This is a genomic window from Ruegeria sp. CDSB029 (genome assembly GCF_059611125.1).
Genome location: NZ_JBXWOX010000010.1, coordinates 37484 through 61105 on the forward strand (window position 1 = coordinate 37484; position 23622 = coordinate 61105).

At 58.2% G+C, this 23622-nt stretch carries 19 protein-coding genes; 8 read left to right on the forward strand and 11 right to left on the reverse strand.

Translation table 11 applies throughout. The annotated features are described in order from the left end of the window. Position 1 precedes the first annotated feature (1 nt). Positions 2–1237 carry an acyl-CoA dehydrogenase family protein gene (locus AC2FI8_RS13525; protein ID WP_496726847.1) on the reverse strand — a complete coding sequence of 412 codons (1236 nt, stop codon included), beginning with the start codon at positions 1235–1237 and terminating at the stop codon, positions 2–4. 127 nt (positions 1238–1364) lie between these two features. On the opposite strand from AC2FI8_RS13525, the gene AC2FI8_RS13530 reads away from it, so the two are divergent. Continuing rightward, entirely contained in the window at positions 1365–2300 is a 936-nt protein-coding gene (locus AC2FI8_RS13530; protein ID WP_496767077.1) for a 2-hydroxyacid dehydrogenase, read from the forward strand. A gap of 7 nt (positions 2301–2307) precedes the next feature. Here the strand turns inward: AC2FI8_RS13530 and AC2FI8_RS13535 are convergent, their stop codons facing one another. Then, positions 2308–2664: a hypothetical protein gene (locus AC2FI8_RS13535; RefSeq protein WP_496767078.1), complete on the reverse strand. Its 357-nt coding sequence runs from the start codon at positions 2662–2664 to the stop codon at positions 2308–2310. Between the two features lie 175 nt (positions 2665–2839). Here AC2FI8_RS13535 and AC2FI8_RS13540 point away from each other — a divergent pair, with 175 nt between their 5' ends. From AC2FI8_RS13540 to AC2FI8_RS13550, 3 genes are all read left to right on the forward strand, one after another. Next, on the forward strand, positions 2840–3673 hold the full coding sequence (locus AC2FI8_RS13540; RefSeq protein WP_496767079.1) for a bifunctional allantoicase/(S)-ureidoglycine aminohydrolase: 834 nt from the start codon (positions 2840–2842) through the stop codon (positions 3671–3673). Positions 3674–3761: 88 nt separating this feature from the next. After that, positions 3762–4085, forward strand: a complete 324-nt coding sequence (locus AC2FI8_RS13545) for a hypothetical protein (RefSeq protein ID WP_496767080.1) — start codon at positions 3762–3764, stop codon at positions 4083–4085. Between the two features lie 54 nt (positions 4086–4139). Then, a complete protein-coding gene (locus AC2FI8_RS13550; RefSeq protein ID WP_496779529.1) occupies positions 4140–5126 on the forward strand; it encodes a type I glyceraldehyde-3-phosphate dehydrogenase in 987 nt (328 codons plus the stop codon). Between the two features lie 94 nt (positions 5127–5220). On the opposite strand, the gene AC2FI8_RS13555 is transcribed toward AC2FI8_RS13550, so the two are convergent. After that, the gene (locus tag AC2FI8_RS13555) at positions 5221–5709 is read right to left on the reverse strand and encodes an ureidoglycolate lyase (protein ID WP_496726842.1); all 489 of its coding nucleotides are present in this window, start codon (positions 5707–5709) and stop codon (positions 5221–5223) included. Continuing rightward, positions 5706–7124, reverse strand: a complete 1419-nt coding sequence (puuE, locus tag AC2FI8_RS13560) for an allantoinase PuuE (RefSeq protein ID WP_496779531.1) — start codon at positions 7122–7124, stop codon at positions 5706–5708. The genes AC2FI8_RS13555 and puuE overlap by 4 nt, the downstream gene beginning before the upstream one ends. A gap of 161 nt (positions 7125–7285) precedes the next feature. Between puuE and uraH the strand changes: the two genes are divergently transcribed. Next, positions 7286–7642 (forward strand): hydroxyisourate hydrolase, encoded by a 357-nt coding sequence (gene uraH / locus AC2FI8_RS13565; protein WP_496726840.1) that lies wholly within the window; start codon positions 7286–7288, stop codon positions 7640–7642. A 33-nt stretch (positions 7643–7675) separates the two neighbouring features. Here uraH and AC2FI8_RS13570 read toward each other — a convergent pair whose 3' ends face one another. Beyond that, a complete protein-coding gene (locus tag AC2FI8_RS13570) occupies positions 7676–8599 on the reverse strand; it encodes a LysR family transcriptional regulator (RefSeq protein WP_113791847.1) in 924 nt (307 codons plus the stop codon). A 96-nt stretch (positions 8600–8695) separates the two neighbouring features. Between AC2FI8_RS13570 and AC2FI8_RS13575 the strand changes: the two genes are divergently transcribed. From AC2FI8_RS13575 to AC2FI8_RS13585, 3 genes are all read left to right on the forward strand, one after another. Then, the gene (locus AC2FI8_RS13575; RefSeq protein WP_496779533.1) at positions 8696–9919 is read left to right on the forward strand and encodes a urate hydroxylase PuuD; all 1224 of its coding nucleotides are present in this window, start codon (positions 8696–8698) and stop codon (positions 9917–9919) included. Between the two features lie 215 nt (positions 9920–10134). After that, positions 10135–11883: an autotransporter assembly complex protein TamA gene (locus AC2FI8_RS13580; protein ID WP_496706817.1), complete on the forward strand. Its 1749-nt coding sequence runs from the start codon at positions 10135–10137 to the stop codon at positions 11881–11883. Continuing rightward, positions 11880–15959 (forward strand): translocation/assembly module TamB domain-containing protein, encoded by a 4080-nt coding sequence (locus AC2FI8_RS13585; protein WP_496779535.1) that lies wholly within the window; start codon positions 11880–11882, stop codon positions 15957–15959. The genes AC2FI8_RS13580 and AC2FI8_RS13585 overlap by 4 nt, the downstream gene beginning before the upstream one ends. 12 nt (positions 15960–15971) lie before the next feature. On the opposite strand, the gene AC2FI8_RS13590 is transcribed toward AC2FI8_RS13585, so the two are convergent. From AC2FI8_RS13590 to AC2FI8_RS13615, 6 genes are all read right to left on the reverse strand, one after another. Further along, the gene (locus AC2FI8_RS13590; RefSeq protein WP_496767087.1) at positions 15972–16493 is read right to left on the reverse strand and encodes a thioesterase family protein; all 522 of its coding nucleotides are present in this window, start codon (positions 16491–16493) and stop codon (positions 15972–15974) included. Further along, entirely contained in the window at positions 16477–17283 is an 807-nt protein-coding gene (locus AC2FI8_RS13595; RefSeq protein WP_496767088.1) for a cyclase family protein, read from the reverse strand. Before AC2FI8_RS13595 ends, AC2FI8_RS13590 begins: the two co-directional genes overlap by 17 nt. Positions 17284–17394: 111 nt before the next feature. Beyond that, positions 17395–20178, reverse strand: a complete 2784-nt coding sequence (gene fdhF / locus AC2FI8_RS13600) for a formate dehydrogenase subunit alpha (RefSeq protein ID WP_496779537.1) — start codon at positions 20176–20178, stop codon at positions 17395–17397. A gap of 13 nt (positions 20179–20191) precedes the next feature. Then, on the reverse strand, positions 20192–21895 hold the full coding sequence (locus AC2FI8_RS13605) for an NAD(P)H-dependent oxidoreductase subunit E (RefSeq protein WP_496779539.1): 1704 nt from the start codon (positions 21893–21895) through the stop codon (positions 20192–20194). Positions 21896–21980: 85 nt separating this feature from the next. Beyond that, on the reverse strand, positions 21981–22862 hold the full coding sequence (locus AC2FI8_RS13610) for a LysR family transcriptional regulator (protein WP_282170763.1): 882 nt from the start codon (positions 22860–22862) through the stop codon (positions 21981–21983). Between the two features lie 152 nt (positions 22863–23014). After that, the gene (locus tag AC2FI8_RS13615) at positions 23015–23581 is read right to left on the reverse strand and encodes a hypothetical protein (RefSeq protein ID WP_496767092.1); all 567 of its coding nucleotides are present in this window, start codon (positions 23579–23581) and stop codon (positions 23015–23017) included. Positions 23582–23622: the final 41 nt, after the last annotated feature.

Below are 23622 nucleotides of genomic sequence, written 5' to 3' on the forward strand. Positions count from 1 at the left end.
CTCAGACTTTTTCCTGCGTGTGCTTTTTCAACTCGGCCCGCGCCACCTGACGGCGGTGTACCGCATCCGGCCCATCGGCCAGCCGCAAAGTACGCACATGGGTCCAGGCCGTCGCCAGGGGCGTGTCCTGACTGACCCCCTGCCCGCCGAACATCTGAACGGCCTCATCGATGACTTTGAGTGCGACACGCGGGGCAACGACCTTGATCTGGCTAATCCAGGGTGCCGCCGCACGGGCATCGCCCTGATCCATGTACCAGGCAGCCTTCAAGCACAGCAAGCGCGCCATTTCAATCTCCATCCGGCATTCGGCAATAATATCGAAATTGGCCCCCAGCTGCGCCAGTTTCTTGCCGAAGGCTTCGCGCTGCAGCGACCGTTTGCACATCTGTTCCAGCGCCGTTTCAGCCTGACCAATTGCGCGCATACAATGGTGGATACGGCCGGGCCCAAGGCGACCTTGCGCGATCTCGAACCCGCGGCCTTCGCCCAGCAGGATATTCTCGGCGGGAACCCGAACGTTGGTAAAGCGAATGTGCATGTGGCCGTGCGGGGCATCATCGTGGCCGTAAACCTGCATCGGTCGCAGAACCTCGATCCCTGGCGCATCGGCAGGCACAACAATCATCGACTGCCGCTTGTGTTTGGGTTGCTCGTCACCTGCCGTCTTGACCATGACGATATAGACCTTGCACCGTGGATCACCCGCCCCCGATGACCACCATTTTTCACCATTCAGTACATAGTCGTCCCCGTCCCGCACACAGGACATCGATACATTCGTAGCATCCGATGACGCCACGTCCGGCTCTGTCATCAAATACGCGGACCGGATATCGCCGTTCAGCAGGGGTTTCAGCCACTGCTCTTTCATCTCGTCCGTGCCATAGCGCTCGAACACTTCCATATTACCGGTATCGGGGGCCGAACAGTTGAACACCTCGGCCCCAAGAGGCGTTTTGCCCATCTCTTCGGCGAAGTAAGCATACTCGACCGTGGTCAAGCCAAAGCCCTTGTCGCTGTCTGTCAACCAAAAGTTCCAAAGTCCGGCAGCCTTGGCTTTGGCTTTCAACCCTTCGAGGATTTCAGCCTGACGTTCGGTGTATTGCCAGCGGTCGCCCTTATCGATTTCGGCCTGGTATTCTTCTTCCAGCGGCATGATCTCATCCCGGATCATATCTGCCACACGTTGTAGCAGTGCGCGATTTTCTTCACGCAGACCGAATGACATGTTCATGAGCTTTCCTCCTCAGGCCCAAAGAGCGGGCTTTACCTTTGAACAGAGAATGACTTAGCTGCCGATAGAATGTCTAGCTGTGTGACGGAACGTCAACTCAATCAAAATGAAATTGCGAGGGTGATTCATGGCGCTACTGATCGAAACCGGTCTGACCGACTGGATAAGCGATGATGACATCGCCAAAACGATCCGAAACATAAACCCCGGCGCGGATGTGCGAACCCGGGAAACGATTGGAGATGCAAGCGAAATCACCATGGTCGCTGTTGTCGGCCTGAACAACGACCACCCCAAACGGCTGCCGAACCTGCAACTGGTCCAGAAACTGGGCGCGGGCGTAGAAACGATTGTTGGCAACCCGAGCCTGCCCGATCACGTCCGTATCGCACGGCTCAAGCCCGATGCGCCCGCGCAAGGTATTGCCGAGTGGTTCGTCGCTTATGTCCTTCACCATCAACGGAACATGGCATTTCACGAAGCTGCCCAGCGCAAGGCAGAATGGGTGCCCAAAGCCCCGATATTCACGCCGGACACCGTAGTGGGCGTTCTGGGCCTGGGCCATATCGGCACCCGCAGCGCCAGGATGCTGCGCGCCATCGGATTTCAGGTCATGGGATGGAGCCGATCCCCGAAAGAAATCGAAGGCGTGACCTGCCTGCATGGCGAGGATGCGCTGCCGACGTTGCTTGGCCAATGCGACCACGTTTGCGCCATTCTGCCGTCCACGCCGCAAACTGTCGGCTTGTTCGATGCGCAGATGTTGGCCGCCATGAAGCCCGGCAGTCAGCTGTTGAATGCAGGGCGTGGTGATCTGATTGACGAAATTGCGCTGATCGAAGCCTTGGACCGTGGAACGCCCGGCCACGCCGTTCTGGACGTAACCAGTACAGAACCCTTGCCCTCAGACAGTCCGCTCTGGGCACACCTTGGCGTCACAATCACTCCGCATGTTTCTGGCTGGCACTTAGGCGAAGCATTGGCGGACGTTGCAGAGAATTTCCAACGGTTGTCCGCAGGGAAGCCCTTACTGCACGAAGTCGACCGCACACGCGGCTACTGAGTCGAAATCAGGGCGTCAGAACCCAGTTTCCGCCGGCGTCCCGGCAGTTGCGGGTTCTGACTTCGCGTGATTGTTCGGCCCCGGCAGGCACAATGAAATGCTGAAGATGCACGCAATTGTCCCGAACCTCGCGCACCCGGACAGTACCTTTTGATCCGGTGTCGTCGTTCGACCAGTTACGTTCGGTTCCGACCTGAGGCGTTCCATCTGCCAACATCGCATTGGTCGTGGCGTTGACGACACTGTAGTCTTCGGGGCTCAACCCCATTTCAGCGATGATTCTCGAAAGTGGCTTGGCCTGTGCCAGTGAAACCGCGCCGATCACAACGGCTGCTGCAAAAAAGTGTGAAATCCAGGCTTTCATGATCTTCTCGCCTTGCTAAAATAAGTTTGGTCACAAGACTATACCGCCGAGGAACGGGGGCCAAGCCCCGCTGGCCGACCTTCAAATAATACCGAACAAACCTATCGCGACTCGGGTGCTAGGACCGCCGCGCCAATCGCCTCATAGTGCCTCAAACACGAACCAGAGGCATGAAATGGCACAGCCCACCTATTACGCGCCCACAGGCGGACACCCCGGACAAGACCAGCTGTTGACCGACCGCGCCATGTTTACCGACGCTTATGCGGTTATCCCCAAAGGCACCATGCGCGACATCGTCACCAGCAATCTACCGTTCTGGGAAGGCACCCGGCTTTGGGTTCTGTCCCGCCCCCTCAGCGGATTTGCCGAGACGTTTTCGCAATACATCATGGAAGTTCAGCCCGGCGGCGGCAGCGACCACCCTGAAACTGACCCTCAGGCGCAGGGCGTTCTCTTTGTTGTCGAAGGTGAGGTGACCCTGACATTAGGAGGTGCTGTCCATGTCCTCGAAACCGGCGGATACGCCTATATCCCGCCCGGATCGGATTGGACGCTGCAAAACGGCGCCGAAAAAACCGCCCGATTCCACTGGGTTCGCAAAGCCTATGAAGCCGTTCCCGGCCTGCCTGCGCCAGATCCGATCATCACCAATGAACGTGATGTATCGCCCGTCGAAATGCCCGGAACTGAGGGGCGCTGGTCCACGACCCGCTTCACCGATCCGCAGGATCTGCGTCATGACATGCACGTCAACATCGTCAATTTCGAACCCGGCGGCGTGATTCCCTTTGCCGAAACCCATGTCATGGAACACGGGTTGTACGTGCTGGAAGGCAAGGCGGTCTATCGGCTGAACCAGGATTGGGTCGAGGTAGAGGCCGGCGATTACATGTGGTTGCGCGCCTTTTGCCCGCAGGCCTGCTATGCAGGCGGACCTGGGCGCTTTCGCTATCTGCTTTACAAGGATGTGAACCGGCACATGCCGCTGATGTTGTCCAAACGCTAGGCTTTTAAACGCTTTTTTCGGTCAGGGGTTCACAGAAGCGCGTGAATCTGGTGAAATGATAGCGGATTTTAGCACTGGAGATTGTTCAATGGTACTGCGTGTAACGATGCTGGCACTGGCTGTTGCGATTGGTTTGACGGCATTTGATGCAACGCCTGTCGCCGCAAAGGAAGAAACCAAGCAGGTTTTTGTCATGAGCCGCACCTGGGCGGTGACACAGGTCTCGGACGCTCCGGTCGTGTACCGCGCGACGCGCGACAACAACAACCTGAACCCCTTTGGCCCACCGCCGCGCCTGCGCACCATTCAGGCCATAGCCGCCTTTCAGCAAGCGACCGGGTGCAGACCGATCGTGGCCAGCATGTACCAGAACATCTCGGGCCAGTTCTTTTCGCAGGTTAGTTGCAACTGACCATAGGTCACAACGGGCATTGAGCTATTGGCAGCGCGCTGCCATAGCTTGCGCATGAAACTTGCAATCAACGGATTCGGCCGTATTGGCCGCACAATCCTGCGGCAGCTGCTGGCTTTGCCGCAGGACACGGATATTGAGCTGGTTCTGATCAACGACATCGCCCCGCTTGAGACTTGCGCATACCTGTTCAAATATGACAGCACCTTTGGCCCCTACCCCGGCACAGTAGAACAGGGCGACGCGGCGATCGTCGTCGATGGGCGCACAATCCCCATGACGCACAGCCCCAATCTGGCACATGTCGATCTGGCCGGTGTCGACGTTCTGATGGATTGCACCGGCGTTGCCCGTACCTCGGATGTGGCCAGTCAGGGCCTGACCGCCGGGGCTCGCAAGGTGCTGATCTCTGGCCCCTCGCCCGCGACCCAAATCACAATCGTTCTGGGGGCCAACGAAGATCAGTTGGGCAACGCTCGCATCGTGTCCAACGCGTCTTGCACAACCAACGGGCTTGCGCCCTTGGTCAAAGTGTTGGATCAGATTGGCGGGATCGCGTCAGCCCATATGACAACGATTCACTGCTATACGAACAGCCAACCAATGGTGGACGCACCACGCGGCGATCTGGCCCGTTCGCGCGCCGGCGCGCTGTCTATGGTGCCCACCACATCCAGCGCCACCCACCTGATCGACGACGTCATGCCGCATCTGGCCGGGCGCATCTCGGGCGCTGCTGTTCGGGTCCCGACGGCCAGTGTATCCGCCATTGATCTGGTGGTGACGCTGGATCGCGGAATGTCACCCGACTTGTTCGAAGCCGAACTGCGCGCAGCCGTCCAGACATCGCCCGTGCTGGGTTGGACAGATTACCCTCTGGTCTCGTCAGACCTGCGTACACGCCCAGAGTCACTGGTTATCGCAGGACCCGAGACACGTATGGTCGGTGAACATCAGGTCCGTGTTTTCGGCTGGTATGACAACGAATGGGGATTTTCGGCACGCATGTTGGATGTTGCCCGCCTTATGACAGATGGCTGAATTTGCGCGGGCGCAGCGGGCGGGCTTGCCCGCGCGCTGCTTGGCCCAACGGGTCACAAGCATCTTTGATGCGCATTGACCGGGCGGGAGTTCCCTATCCGCCTATTATCTCAAACGGCGCGTCAAACCAGAACTCCTCCAGATTAGCCCCCCCACCAATCCGATCAATCACAGCGAATAAGCCGGGTCCGTACAATGGGGTCAGCACCCCATGCCAAGTGCCGCGAAAATAGTTCACACCCTGTCCGGGCTTGGTCACAAATGCCTGCGGATGTCCGGGCCGCCCGCCCTCATCCGGGGCCACGACAACCAGAAAAGGCTGATGTGTCATTGGGATGAAAGCCTGACTACCCTCGGGGTGACGCTCTACCATATCCAGTTGATAGGGCAAGGATCGCGGATTGGCGTTGAACAGGCTGATACCGGCGCGCCCGTCTGTGAAATCCAGTCGCGCCAGATCATGGTAGCGACCACATTGCCCCTGATTGATGATCTTGTCCGGATCACCGGTCACTTCGATGACATCACCGAATGGGGCAAATGCCTTGGCCGTCAAAGGCGCAGTCCCGACTTGCGCGCTCATGAGGGTAAAATGTCCTGCAACCGGAATTCGGCGATCCGCTCGACCTGACGGCAAGCCTCTGCGAATTCGGTGTCTTTATCCTGATCGATCCGCCGTTGAAACGCCTGGAGGATGGACGCTTTGTCGTGATCACGCACGGCGATGATAAACGGAAAACCGAATTTCTCGGTGTATTTCTGGTTCAAGCCCGTGAACATCGCACGCTCATCATCTGTCAGAGCATCCAACCCGGCCGAAGCCTGCTCGGACGTGCTTTCCTGCGTCAGCCGCTTTGCCTGCGCCAGCTTTCCGGCCAGATCCGGGTGCGCGGTCAGGACACCCATCCTTTCGTCCGCAGAGGCGGATCGGAACATGCGGGTCAATGCACTGTGCAGCCCTCCGGCCGTGTCATGCGCCGGCCCCAATTCCAACTCATACGCCCGTTCGGCAATCCAGGCGGAATGCTCGAAGATGCCACCATACGCCGCCACGAACGCATCGCGATTCATCTGGGCAGGTTTCGGATGCGGCACCGCCGGATGGTGTTCGGCCCAGTGCTCGGCGATCTGCAACCGTGTTGCAAACCAGACATCGGAAAAGCCGCGCGCGTATTCCAGAAACCGTTTCAACGCCATCACCCGGCCCGGTCGTCCGATCAGGCGGCAGTGCAAGCCAATCGACAGCATCTTGGGCGCTCCGCCCTCGCCCTCGGCGTAAAGTGCGTCAAAGCTGTCCTTGAGGTAAGAATAGAACTGGTCACCCGCGTTGAAGCCTTGCGGCGTGGCAAAGCGCATGTCGTTGCAATCCAGTGTATAGGGCACGATCAACTGATCCCGCCCACCGGTCTGCATCCAGTACGGCAAGTCGTCCGCATATGTGTCGGCCACATAGGCAAAACCACCCTCTTCTGCCACCAGACGAGCGGTGTTTTCCGAACAGCGCCCCGTGTACCAACCGCGCGGACGTTCCCCGACAACTTCGGTATGTAGGCGGATCGCCTCGGCAATCTGTGCGCGCTCTTCGTCTTCGGGCATGTCTTTGTGTTCGACCCATTTCAGGCCGTGGCTGGCAATCTCCCAGCCCGCAGCCTTCATCGCGGCCACCTGATCCGGCGAGCGGGCCAGAGCAGTCGCGACACCGTAGACCGTGATCGGCAGATCCTGCATCAACCGGTGCAACCTCCAGAATCCGGCGCGCGCGCCGTACTCATAGATCGACTCCATGTTCCAATGGCGCTGGCCTGGCCATTGCGCGGCCCCCACGATTTCGGACAGAAACGCCTCGGACGCTGCATCGCCGTGCAGAACACAGTTCTCGCCGCCCTCTTCGTAGTTCAGCACGATCTGAACGGCCAGCTTTGCACCGCCTGGCCATTGGGCGTCTGGCGGGTTGGCACCGTAGCCAATCATGTCACGAGGATAGCGAGGGGGCTGCATGGCATCTTCCATTCTTGAACTTTTGAATAGCTTTACCTCAGAAACACGCCGATGATTATCAAATCAATCCGAACGCTGTTTCCGGTTCTTTCGGCATTTCCACTGTTTCGGACTTTGCGCCACACTGTGACAAAGCAAAAGACAAATCAAAGGAGAGACCTGTGGCTGGCTATCTGACAACCCATGTTCTGGACACTGCACGCGGCTGCCCGGCTGAAGGGTTGAAAATCGCACTCTATCGGGTGTCGGGGAACTCCCATCGCAAAATCGCCGAGATGGAGACCAATTCGGACGGGCGCACAGACAGCCCAATCTTGCCACAAGACTCGTTCAAAACTGGCACTTACGAGCTGGTTTTTTTCGCAGGAGACTATCTGCGCGCCTCAGGTCAAGCTGCTGAGGACCCGCTGTTTCTTGATCAGGTGCCGCTCCGGTTTGGCATGTCTGATGCCGACGCACATTATCACGTGCCTCTGCTGCTTTCCCCTTACGGCTATTCGACCTACCGGGGCAGTTGAACCGCGGGATGGGGTTGCCGCTAAGCGGCAGCTTTATGTGTCAGCAGTTTCCGACCCACGCACGACCTTGCCGATCCGCGCAATCATGAAATCCATGAACAAACGCGCCTTAGGGTCCTGATGGCGGCGATGGGTGTACAGGCAGGCCATTTGAACAGACACCGGCGGCGTTTCGACCGCAACGGGGACCAGACGCCCCGAACTGAGGTGTTCGGCCACTTCAAAAACCGGTTTCATAGCAATCCCTTGCCCCGACAGCGCCCAGTCGGTCAGCACATCACCGTCGTCACATTCGAACCGGCCAGAGACTGCGAACCGCTTGGGACCGTCGGGCGTTTCCAATTGCCACTGAAACTCGGTCGCGCCGGGAAACCTCAGGTTCAGGCATTCATGGCGCTGGGAAACCAGGTCCGCGCCCGTTGCAGGCATGCCCCTGCGTTCAACATAGGCCGGAGCGGCACAAAGCACGCGCTGGCAGTCGGCGATCTTTCGAATACGCAGAGTACTATCTTCAGGCTGGCCGATAAAAAAGGCCAGATCCAAACCTTCGGTCGTCAGATCAACGGATCTGTCCGTCAACCGCAAGCGTACGTCGATCTCGGGATATTCCGCAAGGAAATCAGGTACGTGTGGCGCCAAAACCCTGCGCCCGACCCCTAGTGGAGCAGCCACAAACAACGATCCACGCGGCGCTTCGGTCAGGTGGACGACCTGCGCTTCGGCATCGTCCACCGCATCCAGAACAGCCACGGCACCGGGATAGAATGCCCGCCCCTGCTCTGTCGGGCTGAGGTTGCGCGTCGTTCTTTGAAACAGGCGCACGCCCAGATGATCTTCCAGCTGAGATATCCGCGCCGACGTCACCGCTGGCGAGATTCGCAGGTCTCGCCCGGCAGCGGACATACTGCCAAGGTCGTAAACCCTGACAAAGGTGCGGATGTTGTCTAGATAGGACATCTTTTCGTTTTTTTTGATACAGTTTGACAATATCAGGGAATACCGAAGAAAGTGCCCTTTGCCTAGTGTGACGGCAACCAATCGGAGAGCTTTCTCATGTACGACTTCGCCGTGTTCTGGGACTGGATGGCTTTTGCCGTGCGCTGGCTGCACGTTATTACCGCCATTGCCTGGATCGGATCCTCATTTTATTTCATCGCACTGGACCTTGGTCTGAACCGCGACATCCCCGGCCCGGCGGATGGCGAGGAATGGCAAGTACATGGCGGCGGCTTTTACCACATTCAGAAATACCTAGTTGCGCCCGAACGGATGCCGGAACACCTGGTTTGGTTCAAATGGGAAAGCTACGCGACCTGGCTCAGCGGGGCCGGATTGCTGATGATCGTGTACTGGGTCGGTGGAGAATTGTATCTGATCGACGCGCAGAAAGCCGATCTTGCGTTGTGGCAAGGCATCCTGATCTCGGCCGCCTCGCTAACAGTTGGTTGGCTGATCTATGATTTCCTGTGCAAATCAGGTCTGGGTGAACGTCCGACCCTTCTGATGGTGCTTCTGTTCGTGCTGCTGGTTGTTATGGGCTGGGGTTACAATCAGGTTTTCACCGGTCGCGCCATGATGCTGCATCTGGGGGCATTCACTGCTACGATCATGACAGCCAATGTGTTCTTCATCATCATGCCGAACCAACGCATCGTGGTCGACGATCTGAAGAACGGCCGCACACCTGATCCAAAATACGGCAAAATCGCCAAGCTACGGTCGACGCATAACAACTATCTGACTTTGCCGGTCGTGTTCCTGATGCTGTCGAACCATTACCCGCTGGCCTTTGCGACGGAATACAACTGGATCATCGCGGCGCTGGTCTTCCTGATGGGCGTGACCATCCGGCACTATTTCAACACACGCCACGCACGGGCAGGCGATCCGACCTGGACGTGGCTGGTCACAGCACTGTTGTTCATCGCTATCATGTGGTTGTCTACCGCCCCTATGTACAAACCTCTGGAGGAGGCCGAAGCACAGCCGCTGACACCATTTGAACAGAAATATGCCGCCGCCGATGGATTTGAAGAGGCCCATGACATCGTTCTGGGTCGCTGTTCAATGTGCCACGCACGCGAACCGGTGTGGGAGGGCATTTTGTGGGCGCCAAAGGGCGTATTGCTGGAAACTGAAGGCGACATTGCCCGCAACGCCCAGCAAATCTATCTGCAGGCGGGGGTCAGCCATGCGATGCCCCCCGCAAACGTCACCTACATGGAGCCCGAGGACCGAGAAGCAATCATCCGCTGGTTTCGCAACGCAGGTTCCTGATCCCGAGACCGATCAATCACACAGGTCGCAAAATTCAGGCGACGCTGGATTTAGTCTTTTCCTGCAAGGACTCTGATGCTCTAACATGAATGTAATCAGCCGTTGATTTGCAAAAAACGGCAAATGTGATTTCGAGTTGGGGCAGTTGGAGCTATCAGATGCCGGGGAGCAGGCCGCGCGCCTTTTTGAAGAGATGCCTTCTCGGCGCGATTGCAATGACCCTGCCGACCGCATTGGCCGCGCTGGAAACCACCTTAACAGCTCCGGGTGCTTCAAAAGAGCTTGTCGAGCGGATGGAGGAAACCTCCTCGGTTACGACGGCCGAATCTCGCGGGCTGGACACGCCGCTTGAGATCTTGTCGGCGGCGCTTTCGGATTATCGCACTCTCGTCCAAATTCTTTATGACGAAGGGTATTTCAGCCCAGTCGTAAGCATCAAACTGGACGGAAAAGAAGCAGCTGAGATCAGCTCGCTCAGCGTACCGGCGCAGATCAATAGCGCGGTAATCACGGTCAACACCGGCCCCAAGTTCACCTTTGGCGAAGCCATCGTACAACCGATAACGCCCGAAACAGTTCTGCCCGAGGAGTTTGCGGTCGGCAAACTCGCAACCACCGGCGCCATTCAACAAGCCGCGTCCGCTGGCGTGCAGGGTTGGCGCAACGCGGGTCATGCCAAGGCCGAAGTCGAAGGCCAGAAAGTCATTGCCCGCCATGCCGAGGCCAAGCTGGATGCCGAGATCGACCTTACCCCCGGCCCGCGCCTGAGATTTGGCAAAATGCTCATCAAGGGCGACACCGATGTGCGCCACCGGTCAATAGAAAAGATCGCCGGGTTTCCGGCAGGCGAAGTATATTCGCCAGAGAAAATCCAGAAGGTCGGCACACGGTTACGGCGGACCGGGACATTCAACGTTGTTTCGATTGAAGAGAGGGACACTCCGAACCCGGACGGCACATTGGATTTCGACGCCACGTTTGAAGACTTGCCAAAACGTCGACTGACCTTTGGCGCCGAGATCGCGTCGCGCGACGGTGTAGACGTGACCGCGACCTGGACGCATCGCAACGTATTCCGACGTGCCGAACGCCTGCGGTTCGAGGCGGCAGTCCGTAATATCGGCGGTGCCGAGGATATCGACGGCCGGATCGGCTTGCGTCTGGATCAGCCCGACCGGCTTGGTCCCGATGACAACACTTTCTGGAACACGCTTCTGGAACGGCGCAACACAGAAAACTACAATGTCACCGTTGCGTCGCTGGCCTACGGTGCCCGGCGCACGTTCTCTGATCGGCTATATGCCGAAGCCTCAGCCGGGTTTCAGTGGTCCAGCGCGGACGACGCCTATGGCGATGACCGCAGGTTCCGATATTTCATCCTTCCCTTGCGTTCGGAATGGGACGAGCGCGACAGTAAAGTCAGCGCAACGCGCGGCTTTTATCTGGACGCGCAGATCACGCCCTTTGCTGGTCTGTCCGAAACCGAAAGCGGCATACGCATGTTTTTTGATGGGCGCGGCTATACCAGCCTCGGCACCGGCGGACGGCTGGTTCTGGCTGGGCGCGTACAGCTGGGATCAGTGCTCGGGCCGTCGCCGGACGGTGTAACGCCAGACTTCCTGTTTTTCTCGGGCGGTGCCGGAACGGTTCGGGGCCAACCCTACGAGAGTCTTGGCATCCCTGTCGGCACTGGGATCGCAGGCGGCAAATCTTTCCTTGGTCTTTCCGCGGAGGTGCGCGGCAAAGTCACCGAAGCCATATCTCTGGTCGGGTTTTATGACTACGGTACCGTTGACACATCCTCATTCATCGGCAGCGGCGCAGAATATCACGCGGGTGCCGGACTTGGGGTTCGGTATGATCTGGGCGGTTTTGGTCCTTTGCGGCTGGATCTGGCCGTTCCAGTGCAGGGCGACACCGGCGACGGTTTGCAGTTTTATATCGGGATCGGACAGGCATTTTGATTGGACGTCGCGCATATCCGTTATTGTTTTCGGGGCTGATGCTGTCTGCCCCTCTGCCACTTGCCGCGCAGGAAGAAGGCGGCAGCATGCTGGAAAACTTCCTGCAGGATACGCTCTCCGGCGACGACCAAAACGTGACCGTTAAGGGCCTGCAAGGCGCGCTGAGCGCCCGCGCGACAATTGACGAGATCACAGTTGCCGATGATGAAGGTGTTTGGCTGACCATCAAGGACGCCGAACTTGACTGGAACCGTCTGGCGCTTATCCGCGGCCGGTTTTCGGTCAACTCTCTGACCGCGCAGGAAATCGATGTTGCCCGTGCGCCGGGATCAACGACCAAGGAAGAACCACCTGCTTCGGCGGAAACGCAACCGTTTCAACTGCCCGAACTGCCGGTTTCCATCGAAATCGGTGAAATCCGGGTGGATGAGCTGTCTCTGGGTGAGCCGCTGATCGGTGTCGCTGCTGATCTGAGCGTGACAGGCAACCTGTCGCTGGCAGATGGGGCGCTGGACACCAATCTGGACGTGATCCGACTGGATCGCGCAGGTGATGAGATCAAGCTGGCCGCTGGTTTCCAGAACTCAACAAGTGAGATCAATCTGGATTTGCAAGTGAACGAAGCCTCTGGCGGTCTGATTTCAACCGCGCTGAAAATCCCTGACAGCCCACCGATCGGCCTGACAGCCAAGGGCGCGGGTCCTCTGACGGACTTTACCGCCGATATCGGGCTGAGCAGCGACAATCAGATGCGCGTCACTGGGCAGGTTCAGCTGCAGGCGGCCGAGAGCAGCGCAGCGAAAGGCATTGCGTTCACCGCTGATCTGAACGGCGATCTGACACCCTTTCTGGGGGAGGACATCGATCCGTTCTTCGGCCCAAAATCACGGCTTTATGTCGATGGCCAGACCAAGCCCGAAGGCGCGCTGGACATCTCGGATCTGGAACTCACCACGCAGGCGCTGGATCTGAAAGGTGAATTGCAGCTGGCTGAAGGCGGCACTCTGCAACTGGCCGCCCTGCAAGGGCGCATCACCCCGCCAGATGGGGAAGCCGTCGTTCTGCCCGTGGCAGGAGGCGACACATCGCTCAAGGCGGCACAAATTTCGGCCCTGTTTGACCGCCAGAACGGCAATCTTTGGGATCTGAGCCTGACGGCCAACGAATTCGCGTCCCCGCAGGTCAAGCTGGGTGATGCCCGGATCACCGCACAAGGCACCCTGGATCAGGGCGAGGTTCTGACTATCGATGGCGACGTACAAATCGCGGTCGGCGGAATAGACATGGCCGACGACGCGCTCACCACGGCTTTGGGCGATCGCATCACGCTTGATGGCCAGTTCGACTATAGCAGCGACCAGTCACTGAACCTTTCTGGGTTCGAGCTTGTGGGCTCTGACTACACGCTGGCGCTGGACGCGCTGATTTCCGGGCTGACCAGCGGCTTGAGCGTCGACGGAACAGCCAAGCTGGACGCAACTGACCTGTCGCGCTTTTCGGACCTTGCCAAGCTGGACCTTGGTGGGCAGGTCTCGGCCAGCGTGACCGGAAAAGGTTCACCGCTGGAACGCAGCTTTGACGGCAAAGTCATGGTTCAGGGCCGCGACTTGTCTACTGGCCGTGACGATATCGACCCGGTTATCACCGGAGAGACCACGATCACTCTGGACGCAAGCCGCGGCACAAACGGCATAACTATCCGTGAATTCGATCTGGACAGTGAGGCCGCCAAAGCCGTGGCCAGCGGTGTTGTGACGACGCCCGACGGCAACCTGACCATTGATGGGCAGGCCCGGGTCAACGCATCGGACTTGTCGGTCTTCTCTGGCTTGGCAAAACGCGACCTTGGCGGTTCCCTACAGGCGACCGTGAACGGTACAGGCACGGTACAATCGCTGGAATTTGACGGCACGGCCAGCGTGACAGGTCAGAACGTCAAGACCGGCATGGCCGATATTGACCCGCTACTGACCGGCAGAACCGAGATCGAATGGGACGGTGCCAGAACCGCAGACAGTATCGACATCCGCAGCGCTTCGGTGAATGGCCGCGCCCTTAGCGCACAGGTTCAGGCAACCGTCGACGACCCTACCGGAGATCTGTCGGCAGATGGGCAAGCGCAATTGAGCGTGCCGAACCTGTCCCTGTTTTCCGGTTTGGCCGGGCGTGATCTGGCGGGTTCGATCGCGGCAAACGTGCAAGGCAACGGTACCCTGTCTACCCGAGCCTTCGATGTTCAAGGTAATCTCGATGCCAACGACATTCAGACCGGCATCGAGGCCGTGGACAAGCTGATTCAGGGCCAGACGACCCTGTCCGTAGATGCACAGAATGGGGAAGATGGCCTTAGCATTCAAACGTTCCGCCTGAACGGAACGGCCATAACCGCGACGGCTTCGGGCAAGCTGGACCGTCAAGCGGGCGGGCTGGATTTCTCGGTCAAATTGGACGATCTGGCGCGGGTGTTGAACACGATGTCCGGTCCACTGACGTTGGATGGAAACGTTGCCCCGACATCCAAGGGCGTGGAAGGCACGGTCAACCTGAATGGCCCCGACAGCTCATACGCCAAGCTTGCCGGGACGGTGGACAGCGATGGGTCGGCGGATCTGGACTTTGACGCCAAGTTCAACCGGATCGAGCGTTTTGTACCTGAGTTTCCGGGTACAGTGGCCGCCAATGGCAGCGCTAAGCGCAACAAGGGTGTCTGGACAATCGACGCCCAAGCCGACGGGCCTGCGGAGATTAGCGGCAAAGTCTCTGGTACCTTCGACGAAAGCACCGGAGAAGCGGACATGAAAGCCGTTGGCGGCGTCAATCTTGGCATTGCCAATATCTTTATCACGCCCAACAAGATCGACGGCAGCGCTCGCTATGACCTTACCCTGTCTGGCAAACCGGCACTGGAATCCCTGTCCGGTTCGATCACCACTTCCGGTACGTCGCTGGCAATTCCCGGCGCAGGACAGACGATCACTGGCATCAGCGGATCGGTCCAACTTGCGAATAGCCGCGCCACGATTTCCCTAAGTGGCGGACCACGGGCAGGCGGCAATTTTACCGTCAGCGGGCCTGTAGACCTTTCACCACCATTCAATGCCAATATCACGACCGCCCTTAACAGCCTCGTACTGACCGATCAGTTGCTGTATGAAACCACGCTGAACGGACAAATTGCTATGACCGGGGCGCTGGCGGGTAACAGCTCGATCGCTGGACAGATCACGTTTGGCGAAACCAATATCAACCTCGCGGCTGCATCAGGTGCCGTGGGGGCGGCACCCATTCCGGACATCGTGCACGTAAACGAAAGTCAGGCGGGCTATGTCACCCGTGAGCGCGCTGGTCTGGTCGAAAAAGAAGGCGCAGGCAAAAGCGCTTCACGTATCGCGCTGGACGTCAGTCTTTTGGCGCCCAAGGCCGTGTTTGTCCGCGGGCGTGGTGTCAACGCAGAGCTGGGAGGAAAAATCCACATCGGCGGCACCACTACCTCGGTCATTCCATCCGGTCAGATCGAGCTGATCCGTGGTAATTTTGACATTCTTGGCCGCAGACTGGCACTGACCAAAGGCATTGTTACGCTGCAGGGGGACCTGACGCCCTATATCGAGTTCGAATCCTCGACCAGCACCTCTGATGGCACGGCAACGATCGAGATCGCCGGACCACTGGACTCGCCCGAGGTCAACGTCTTTTCCGACCCGGAGCGCCCAGCCGAGGAAGCTTTGGCCATGCTGCTGTTCGGTAATCGCTTCTCAGAGTTGTCACCGTTCGTAATCGCTCAGATGGCGGCCTCGCTGGCACAACTCAGCGGCGCTGGCGGAGACGCGACCAAAGGCCTGCGCGAGTCTACGGGCGTCGACACCGTGGACATCGGCGTGTCCGACGGTGGCGCGGGCCGGCTCGGCGCCGGAGCGTATCTGAGCGACAACCTCTACACCGATTTCACCGTCAACACAGAAGGCGACACCGAGGTGAACCTGAACCTGGACGTTACCGACAGTTTCACTGTGAAAGGCACTGTAGATGGACGGGGTGAGACTGGTGTTGGGGTCTTCTTTTCGCGCGACTACTAAGCAGGTCACAGTTCACTTTCTGCGGATGCCGATCGGGTGTCCGACCTCTGGGGCCAGGTCGATCGCCGCATGATCCTTTACCATGCGCTGTAAGCGTGTGACTGCCCAATCCGGATAGGCAACCGACCTGCCGGTCGTATGGCTGACATTCATGAAGAGCGCTTCCTGCGTGGCACAAACAACGCCGTCCTTTTCCGACACCATCTGCGCAAAAAAGTGGCCGCGTTTGTGATCTGCGTCCAATAGTCGAAATCGGATGCTGAAGGCCTCACCTTCCAGTATTTCGCGTAGGAAATTCATGTGGGATTGCAAAATGTAAGGTCCCTGCCCCATCGCATTTACCTGCGACTCACCCAGCCCAAGATGATCCACCATCAACAGCTCCAGCGCATTGTCGAAGGCGACGCCGTAGTAGCCCACGTTCATGTGACCGTTATAGTCAATCCACTCGGGGCGCGCCTTGAACCCACGGAATTCAAGCGGGGCATCATAAGGTCCGTCATGCCCGGCCAGCGTTTCAGGCGTCAGTTGCATCAAGTGCTCCTTCTTGGGTCTCAAAGATTGCGACCGCGCGGATAAATCCGGCTGAGGCCCCTTTTATCTTGAAGGGGAAACAGGAAATCTCGAACCCAGTTGGCGGCAAGGTTTCAAGGTTCGTCAGTTTTTCCATGTGACAATAGCCAACCTCCATCGAGGCCCGGTGCCCTTCCCAAATAATCGATGCATCTTGCGTTTCAGCATATTCCTGCGCGGTCAATGGAAACGGTGCGTCCCAGCTCCAGGCGTCAGTTCCTGTTACGCGCACCCCGCGTTTGGTCAGATACAGCGTTGCCTCGCGCCCCATGCCGCACCCTTTGGCCAGATAGTCCGGATGCCCATACCGCGTGCCAGCAGAGGTATTCACGACCACGATATCCAACGGCTGCAATTCGTGACCAATCCGTTTCAACTCGGCTTCGACGTCGGCGGCGGTCGCCACATAACCATCGTCGAAATGGCGAAAATCCAGTTTCACGCCGGGGTTCATGCACCATTCCAGCGGCACCTCGTCGATGGTGATCGCCCTCTCACCATTGTTCATGGTCGAATGGTGATGGTAAGGCGCGTCCAGATGGGTGCCATTGTGCGTGGCGATCTGAAGGCGTTCGATGGCCCAGCCCTCGCCGCCGGGCAGATCATCTTTCTGCAGGCCCGGAAAGAAGGACATGACTTGTTCGGCGGTCTGGTCATGGGCCAGATATTCGATTTCCGGCAGCATGATCGGCGGATCGGACACAATCCCGGTTTCCAACGGAACGGATAAATCGACGAAACGGCGTGCCATGTAAAACTCCTCCACCAAGAACGGTGACAGGGTTGGCCGCAGGTAAGCTGCTGTCAAGGAAAGTAAAAGGCGACCCAATGGGCCGCCCTTCCAATACTGTATTTGACGGATTTACTCCGCCGCGATGGCGTCTTCGATCTTTTCGACGCGAATGGCCGAGAACTTGAACTCGGGGATCTTGCCGTACGGGTCGATGGCCGAGTTGGTCAGAATGTTCGCCGCCGCCTCGACATAGGCGAACGGAATGAACACCATATCTTCGGCGATCGCCCGGTCGGCTCGAACCATGATCTCGATCGAGCCACGACGGGTGGTGAGACGGATCATTTCGCCCGGCTCGATCCCCATCAGTTTCAGCTGACGAGGGTTCATCGAACAGTTTGCTTCCGGTTCCACAGCATCCAGAACGTTGGACCGGCGAGTCATCGACCCGGTGTGCCAGTGTTCCAGCTGACGGCCGGTTGTGGCAATCATCGGGTATTCCTCATCCGGCGCTTCATCCGGCGGGATGACACTGGCCGGGGTGAACTTGGCCCGTCCGTCTGTCCGCGGGAAGCCGTCACCGAACACGATCGCCTGACCCGGATCGGTCTCACTGAGCGATGGATAGGTGATCGTCTCGGTCTCAAGCCGCTCCCAGGTGATGTTGTCGAGTGACGCCATGGTCAGCTTCATCTCGGCAAAGACCTGAGACACATCCGTGTAGTCCCAGTTCAGCCCGATGCGCTGCGCAAGCTCGACGGTGATTTTCCAGTCCTCACGCGCCTCGCCCGGAGGTGCCACAGCCGGACGCACACGCTGAACCTGACGGTTGGTGTTCGACACGGTGCCGTTCTTTTCATACAGCGCCGAGGCGGGCAGGATGATGTCGGCATAGTTGGCCGTTTCGGTCAGGAAGATATCCTGCACGATCATCAGCTCCAGCTTGGCCAATGCTTCCCGTGCGTGACCAACATCCGGGTCGGACATGGCCGGGTTTTCACCCTGAATATACATGCCCTTGATGTTACCCGCATAGGCCTGATCGATGATCTCGGTCACGGTCAGGCCCTTCTCGTTAGAGAAGTCGTCCGAGTCCCAGACATTGTTGAATTTGGCCCGAATGCCGTCATCCATAACCGACTGATAATCCGGCAGGAACATCGGGATCAGACCCGCGTCAGACGCGCCTTGCACGTTGTTCTGGCCACGCAGCGGGTGCAGACCCGCGCCGGGTTTACCAACATTGCCGGTCATCAATGCCAGCGAGATCAGGCAGCGGGAATTATCGGTGCCGTGAATGTGCTGGCTGACGCCCATTCCCCAGAAGATCAGACCAGCCTTGGCCTGTGCGAAGGTACGCGCGACACGGCGCAACTGATCCGGCTCAATGCCGCAAATCGGCGCCATCGCTTCGGGCGTGAAGGCGCGCAGATGCTCTTTCTCGGCTTCCCAGTTCTCGGTCCAGCGGTGGATGTACTGGCTGTCGTACAGTTCCTCTTCGACGATCACGTTCATGATCGCGTTGAGCATCGAGACATCAGCACCTGGACGGAACTGCAGCATTTCGTCTGCGAACTTGCGCATACCAACGCCGCGCGGGTCCATCACGATCAGTTTGCCACCGCGCTTGGTGAACTGCTTGAAGTAGGTTGCCGCCACGGGGTGGTTTTCGATCGGGTTGGCCCCGATGATGATAACCACATCCGAGTTCTCGACCTCGTTAAAGGTGGCCGTCACCGCGCCTGAGCCCACGTTCTCGATCAGCGCCGCCACGGACGAGGCATGGCACAGACGGGTGCAGTGGTCGACGTTGTTGTGCTTGAAGCCCTGACGAATGAACTTCTGGAAAAGATAAGCTTCTTCGTTGGTGCATTTGGCCGAACCAAAGCCAGCGACGTTGCGCGGATCTTCATCACGCAGCGCCTTCAGCTTGGTGGCCGCCAGATCCATTGCCTCTTCCCAAGTCGCCTCGCGGAAATGAGTGCCCAGATTGCCCGGATCGACATTCAACCCCTTTGCAGGCGCATCCTCACGCCGGATCAGTGGCTTGGTCAAGCGGTGTGGATGGTGGATGTAGTCGAAACCAAAGCGGCCTTTGACACACAAGCGGCCTTCGTTGGCCGGGCCGTTGATGCCTTCGACATATTTGACCTTGCCGTCTTTGACCTTCAGCGAAACCTTACAGCCGACGCCGCAGAACGGGCAGACACTTTCGGTTTCGCTATCGTAATCCTTGCTGTCCCCCTGCTGCTGATCGTCCAGAACAGTGGTTGGCATCAATGCACCGGTCGGGCAGGCTTGAACACATTCACCGCATGCGACACAGGTCGAATCCCCCATCGGGTCGTTCTGATCAAACACCACCTGCGCGGTGTGTCCGCGACCGGCCATGCCGATCACGTCATTCACCTGCACGTCGCGACAAGCACGGACACAGAGGTTGCAGTTGATGCAAGCATCCAGATTGACGCGCATCGCAACGTGGCTGTCATCCAGCAGAGGGATCTTCTCGAACTCCTTCGCCGGGAAGCGACTGTCGCTGACATCGTTCAGCTTGGCCATATCCCAGAAGTGGCTAGATTTATCGTGCGCCTCTTCGGGTTGGTCGGCGACTAGCAATTCCATGACCATTGCGCGCGATTTCTCGGCCCGATCACTATCGGTTTTTACCACCATTCCGTCCGCAGCCGGACGGATGCACGAGGCGACCAGAGTGCGCTCGCCCTCCACCTCGACCATACAGGCGCGACAGTTGCCATCCGGTTTATAGCCGGGTTGAGGCTTGTGACATAAGTGCGGGATCGTGAACCCCTGCCCCTTGGCGGCTTCCCAGATGGTCCAGCCCTCGGGCACGGTGACATCATCGCCGTTCAGGTTGAAGGTGACGGTCTTGGTTGGGCTTGCATCAAGCATGGCTCTGTCTCCCTCAGATTTCGTCAGCGAAGTGTTTCATGACCAGACGGATCGGGTTCGGGGCCGCCTGCCCCAGACCGCAGATCGAGGCATCGCCCATGACCTGGCACAGATCTTCCAGAAGATCCTGATCCCACTTGTCAGCCTGCATCAGCTTCACAGCCTTTTCGCAGCCCGCCCGGCAAGGCGTGCACTGCCCACAGCTTTCATCTTCGAAGAAGCGCAGCATGTTCAGCGCTGCATCGCGTGCGGTGTCCTGATCGGACAGAACCACCACAGCGGCGGATCCGATAAAGGTGCCATGTGGCTGCAGCGTGTCAAAATCCAATGGGATATCGTCCATCGACGCAGGCAGCAGACCCGAGGATGGACCACCCGGCTGATACGCTTTGAAGGTCTGACCTTCGATCATGCCGCCAGCGGCCTCAATCACGTCCAATATGGTCGAACCCGCAGGCAGCAGGTAAACACCCGGCTTGGTCACCCGCCCCGAGATTGAATAGCTGCGCAGGCCCTTGCGACCATTTTTTTCGACAGAGTTCAGAATCTGCGGCCCTTCGCGGCAGATCTTCGAGACCCAATACAGCGTCTCGACATTGTGCACCAAGGTCGGACGATTAAAGACCCCAACCTGCGCCACAAACGGAGGACGGTGGCGCGGCAGGCCCTTCTTACCCTCGATCGACTCGATCATCGCGGATTCTTCACCGCAGATGTAAGCACCAGCACCCCGGCGCAGGTCAATGTAACCCGGCTCAACGATCCCGGCCTCTTCCAACGCGGCAATCTCGCGGGCGAGGATTTCCAGCACCGCCGGGTATTCGTCACGCATGTAGATGAAGCACGTCTCTGCCTCGACCGCCCAAGCAGCGATCAGCATACCCTCAAGGAAAACATGCGGCGCACGCTCTAGATAATAACGGTCTTTGAAGGTACCGGGTTCGCCCTCGTCACCGTTCACGGCCAGATAGCGGGTGCCTTCGTTCATGCGTACAAAGCCCCATTTCTTGCCGGACGGGAAGCCAGCACCACCCAAACCGCGCAGGCCTGAGGACAAAACGTCTTCTTGTACTTTCTCCCAGTCGCCGCTCTCGCGCAGCTCTTTCAGCTTGGCGTAGCCACCGTTTGCCTCATAGGCGGCAAAGGTTTCGTAATCGGGCAGATGGGCGTGAGTATCACCAGCGGCAATTGCGGCCTGCACCTTTTCAGGGGTCGCATGGTCGATGTGGTTGTGACCAATCTCAAGCACCGGGGCCGTATCGCAACGCCCCATGCAGGGCGCGCGCACTACACGCACTTCGGATGCGTCCAAGCCATCTTCCAGGGCCTTTTGCAACTGCTGGGCACCGGCCATTTCGCAGGAGAGAGAGTCGCAGACACGGATCGTCAACGCAGGCGGCGGCACCTCGCCTTCTTTCACTACGTCGAAATGGGCATAAAACGTCGCGGTCTCGTAGACCTCGGCCTGACCGATCCGCATCTCAACCGCCAGCGCGGCGATATGGTCGGCGCTGATATGGCCGTGCTCATCCTGGATCAAATGCAGGAATTCGATCAACAGATCGCGACGACGCGGGCGGTCGCCCAGTAGGCGCGCAATCTCGGCCTGCGCCTCATCCGTGAACTGACGGCCTTTGGGCGTATGCCGCCCTTTGCCTTTACCTGACTTCCAGACGCCCTTGGGTGCGCCTGATGGCTTGGTATCTAATGGTGCCATGATGCCCTCCGATTAAGGCTCCGTGTCTCATCAGAATAGTATATCGTCAAATCGCTTATCGCTATCGCACGATAACGACACCTTATCACCGCAAAGACGTCACCACAGCGCGCAAAGCCCCAACCGTTGGCAATTCCGGGTCTCGGCTTAAGGTGGCCAGACAAATCGGTTTACTTACAACAGGATCGACCAGAGGCAGCACTTTCGTACCCTTAAGTTCACCCAGCGCCCGAACCAGAACGCGGGGGACAACGGTGGCTGCCAGCCCTTCACGCGCCATGACCATTGAGGCTGTAAAGCCGCTGGTTTCAGCGACCACTTGGGGGTGGAGGCCCTGCTCAGCGAAGATGCGGTCCAGTATGCGACGGTTCTGCATCTGCGGCTCAAGCAGGCTGAGTGGAAACTCGGCAACCTGTGTCCACGGGATCGGCCCGGTTTCTTCGGTCATATGCGACGGGATCAACAGCACGTAAGTCTCTTCGTACAACGGCTGCACCTGCCGCAAGTCGGTGCCAATGCTGTCGCCATAAGTGATCCCCGCATCCAGACTACCCTCATCCAACCGGTGCTGAATGGACGAGGCCGACATGGTTTCGATCCGTGTGACAACGCGCGGATGCGCCTGATGCAGCCGCTTGATCAGCCGACCGGTAAAGGCAATCGCGGTTGGGATCACCCCCAGTTTCAGTGTCCCGGTAATCTCACCCTTCGAGGCCAGAACCTGCTGTTCCAGCGCCTTTGTCTCATCCAGAATGCGTCGCGCACGTTGGACGATCATCTCGCCTTCTTCAGTCAGACCCTGAAACCTGTTGGCGCGGCGCACGATGGAGACACCCAGCCGGTCCTCGAGATTCCGAATGCGCATGGAAAACGCTGGCTGAGAAATCCCGCATTCTTCGGCCGCCTTGGCAAAATGACGATGCCGCGCCAAAGCGCTAAGCAATTGCAGGTCGCGGATTTCGATCATTTGGAGTTGTCTCGGATGGCGGGTCGAATATCACTCTAGCGGGATTTTTGCCTGTGAGAAAAGCTCGGAGTTGTGGAGGGTGTCAGAATCGCCTCAGTCAAACAAAAACAGATTTGGCGCGGGACTGAACAGGATGTCACGGAACATCGGGGTTACTCCGATGTTCTTTTGGGAGGAAGCAAGTCCACACCGCTTTCTAGTGGATTGTTGGGCAGCCTTTGTTCCTCGGGCAGCGGCGTTACAGGCGGAGGGTCGAGGACCACAATGGGATATTCCTCAATCCAAAAACCGCCCCATACTACACCACACTCACCCAAGGCCGAAACAACCTCGGGCGGTACAAAGCTGGACGCAAAAATCAAAAGGGCGTCGTCCTGATCTTTCACTTCATAAGCGATCCCATCGCTGAGAGAAAGATCAAGAAACGCCGCCCAAGTGCCGTGATACCCGAGTCGTCTTCCGCCAATAAAAAAGTACCCGTCAGCCAGTCGCTCTAACTCATGTTTAAAGGGCAGCTCAAGCACTGCCTGCGATAGTTCCCAAGGCGTTCCATACACCGGCTCAGAATGCCCATTCGCCATGTTGATGCATGAAACTATCTCAATCGCCTCGTCCGTTTTGTCGGCGAGGACGGGAAGTGACGATAGAAGAACAGCCGTAGTTAATGCCAATACGAACTTCACCATGCCGATGATGTAGCTACTTCGGCTGGTTTTCATAGCCCGCTTGAAGCGTATCGACGGACTCGTTGCAGAATGGG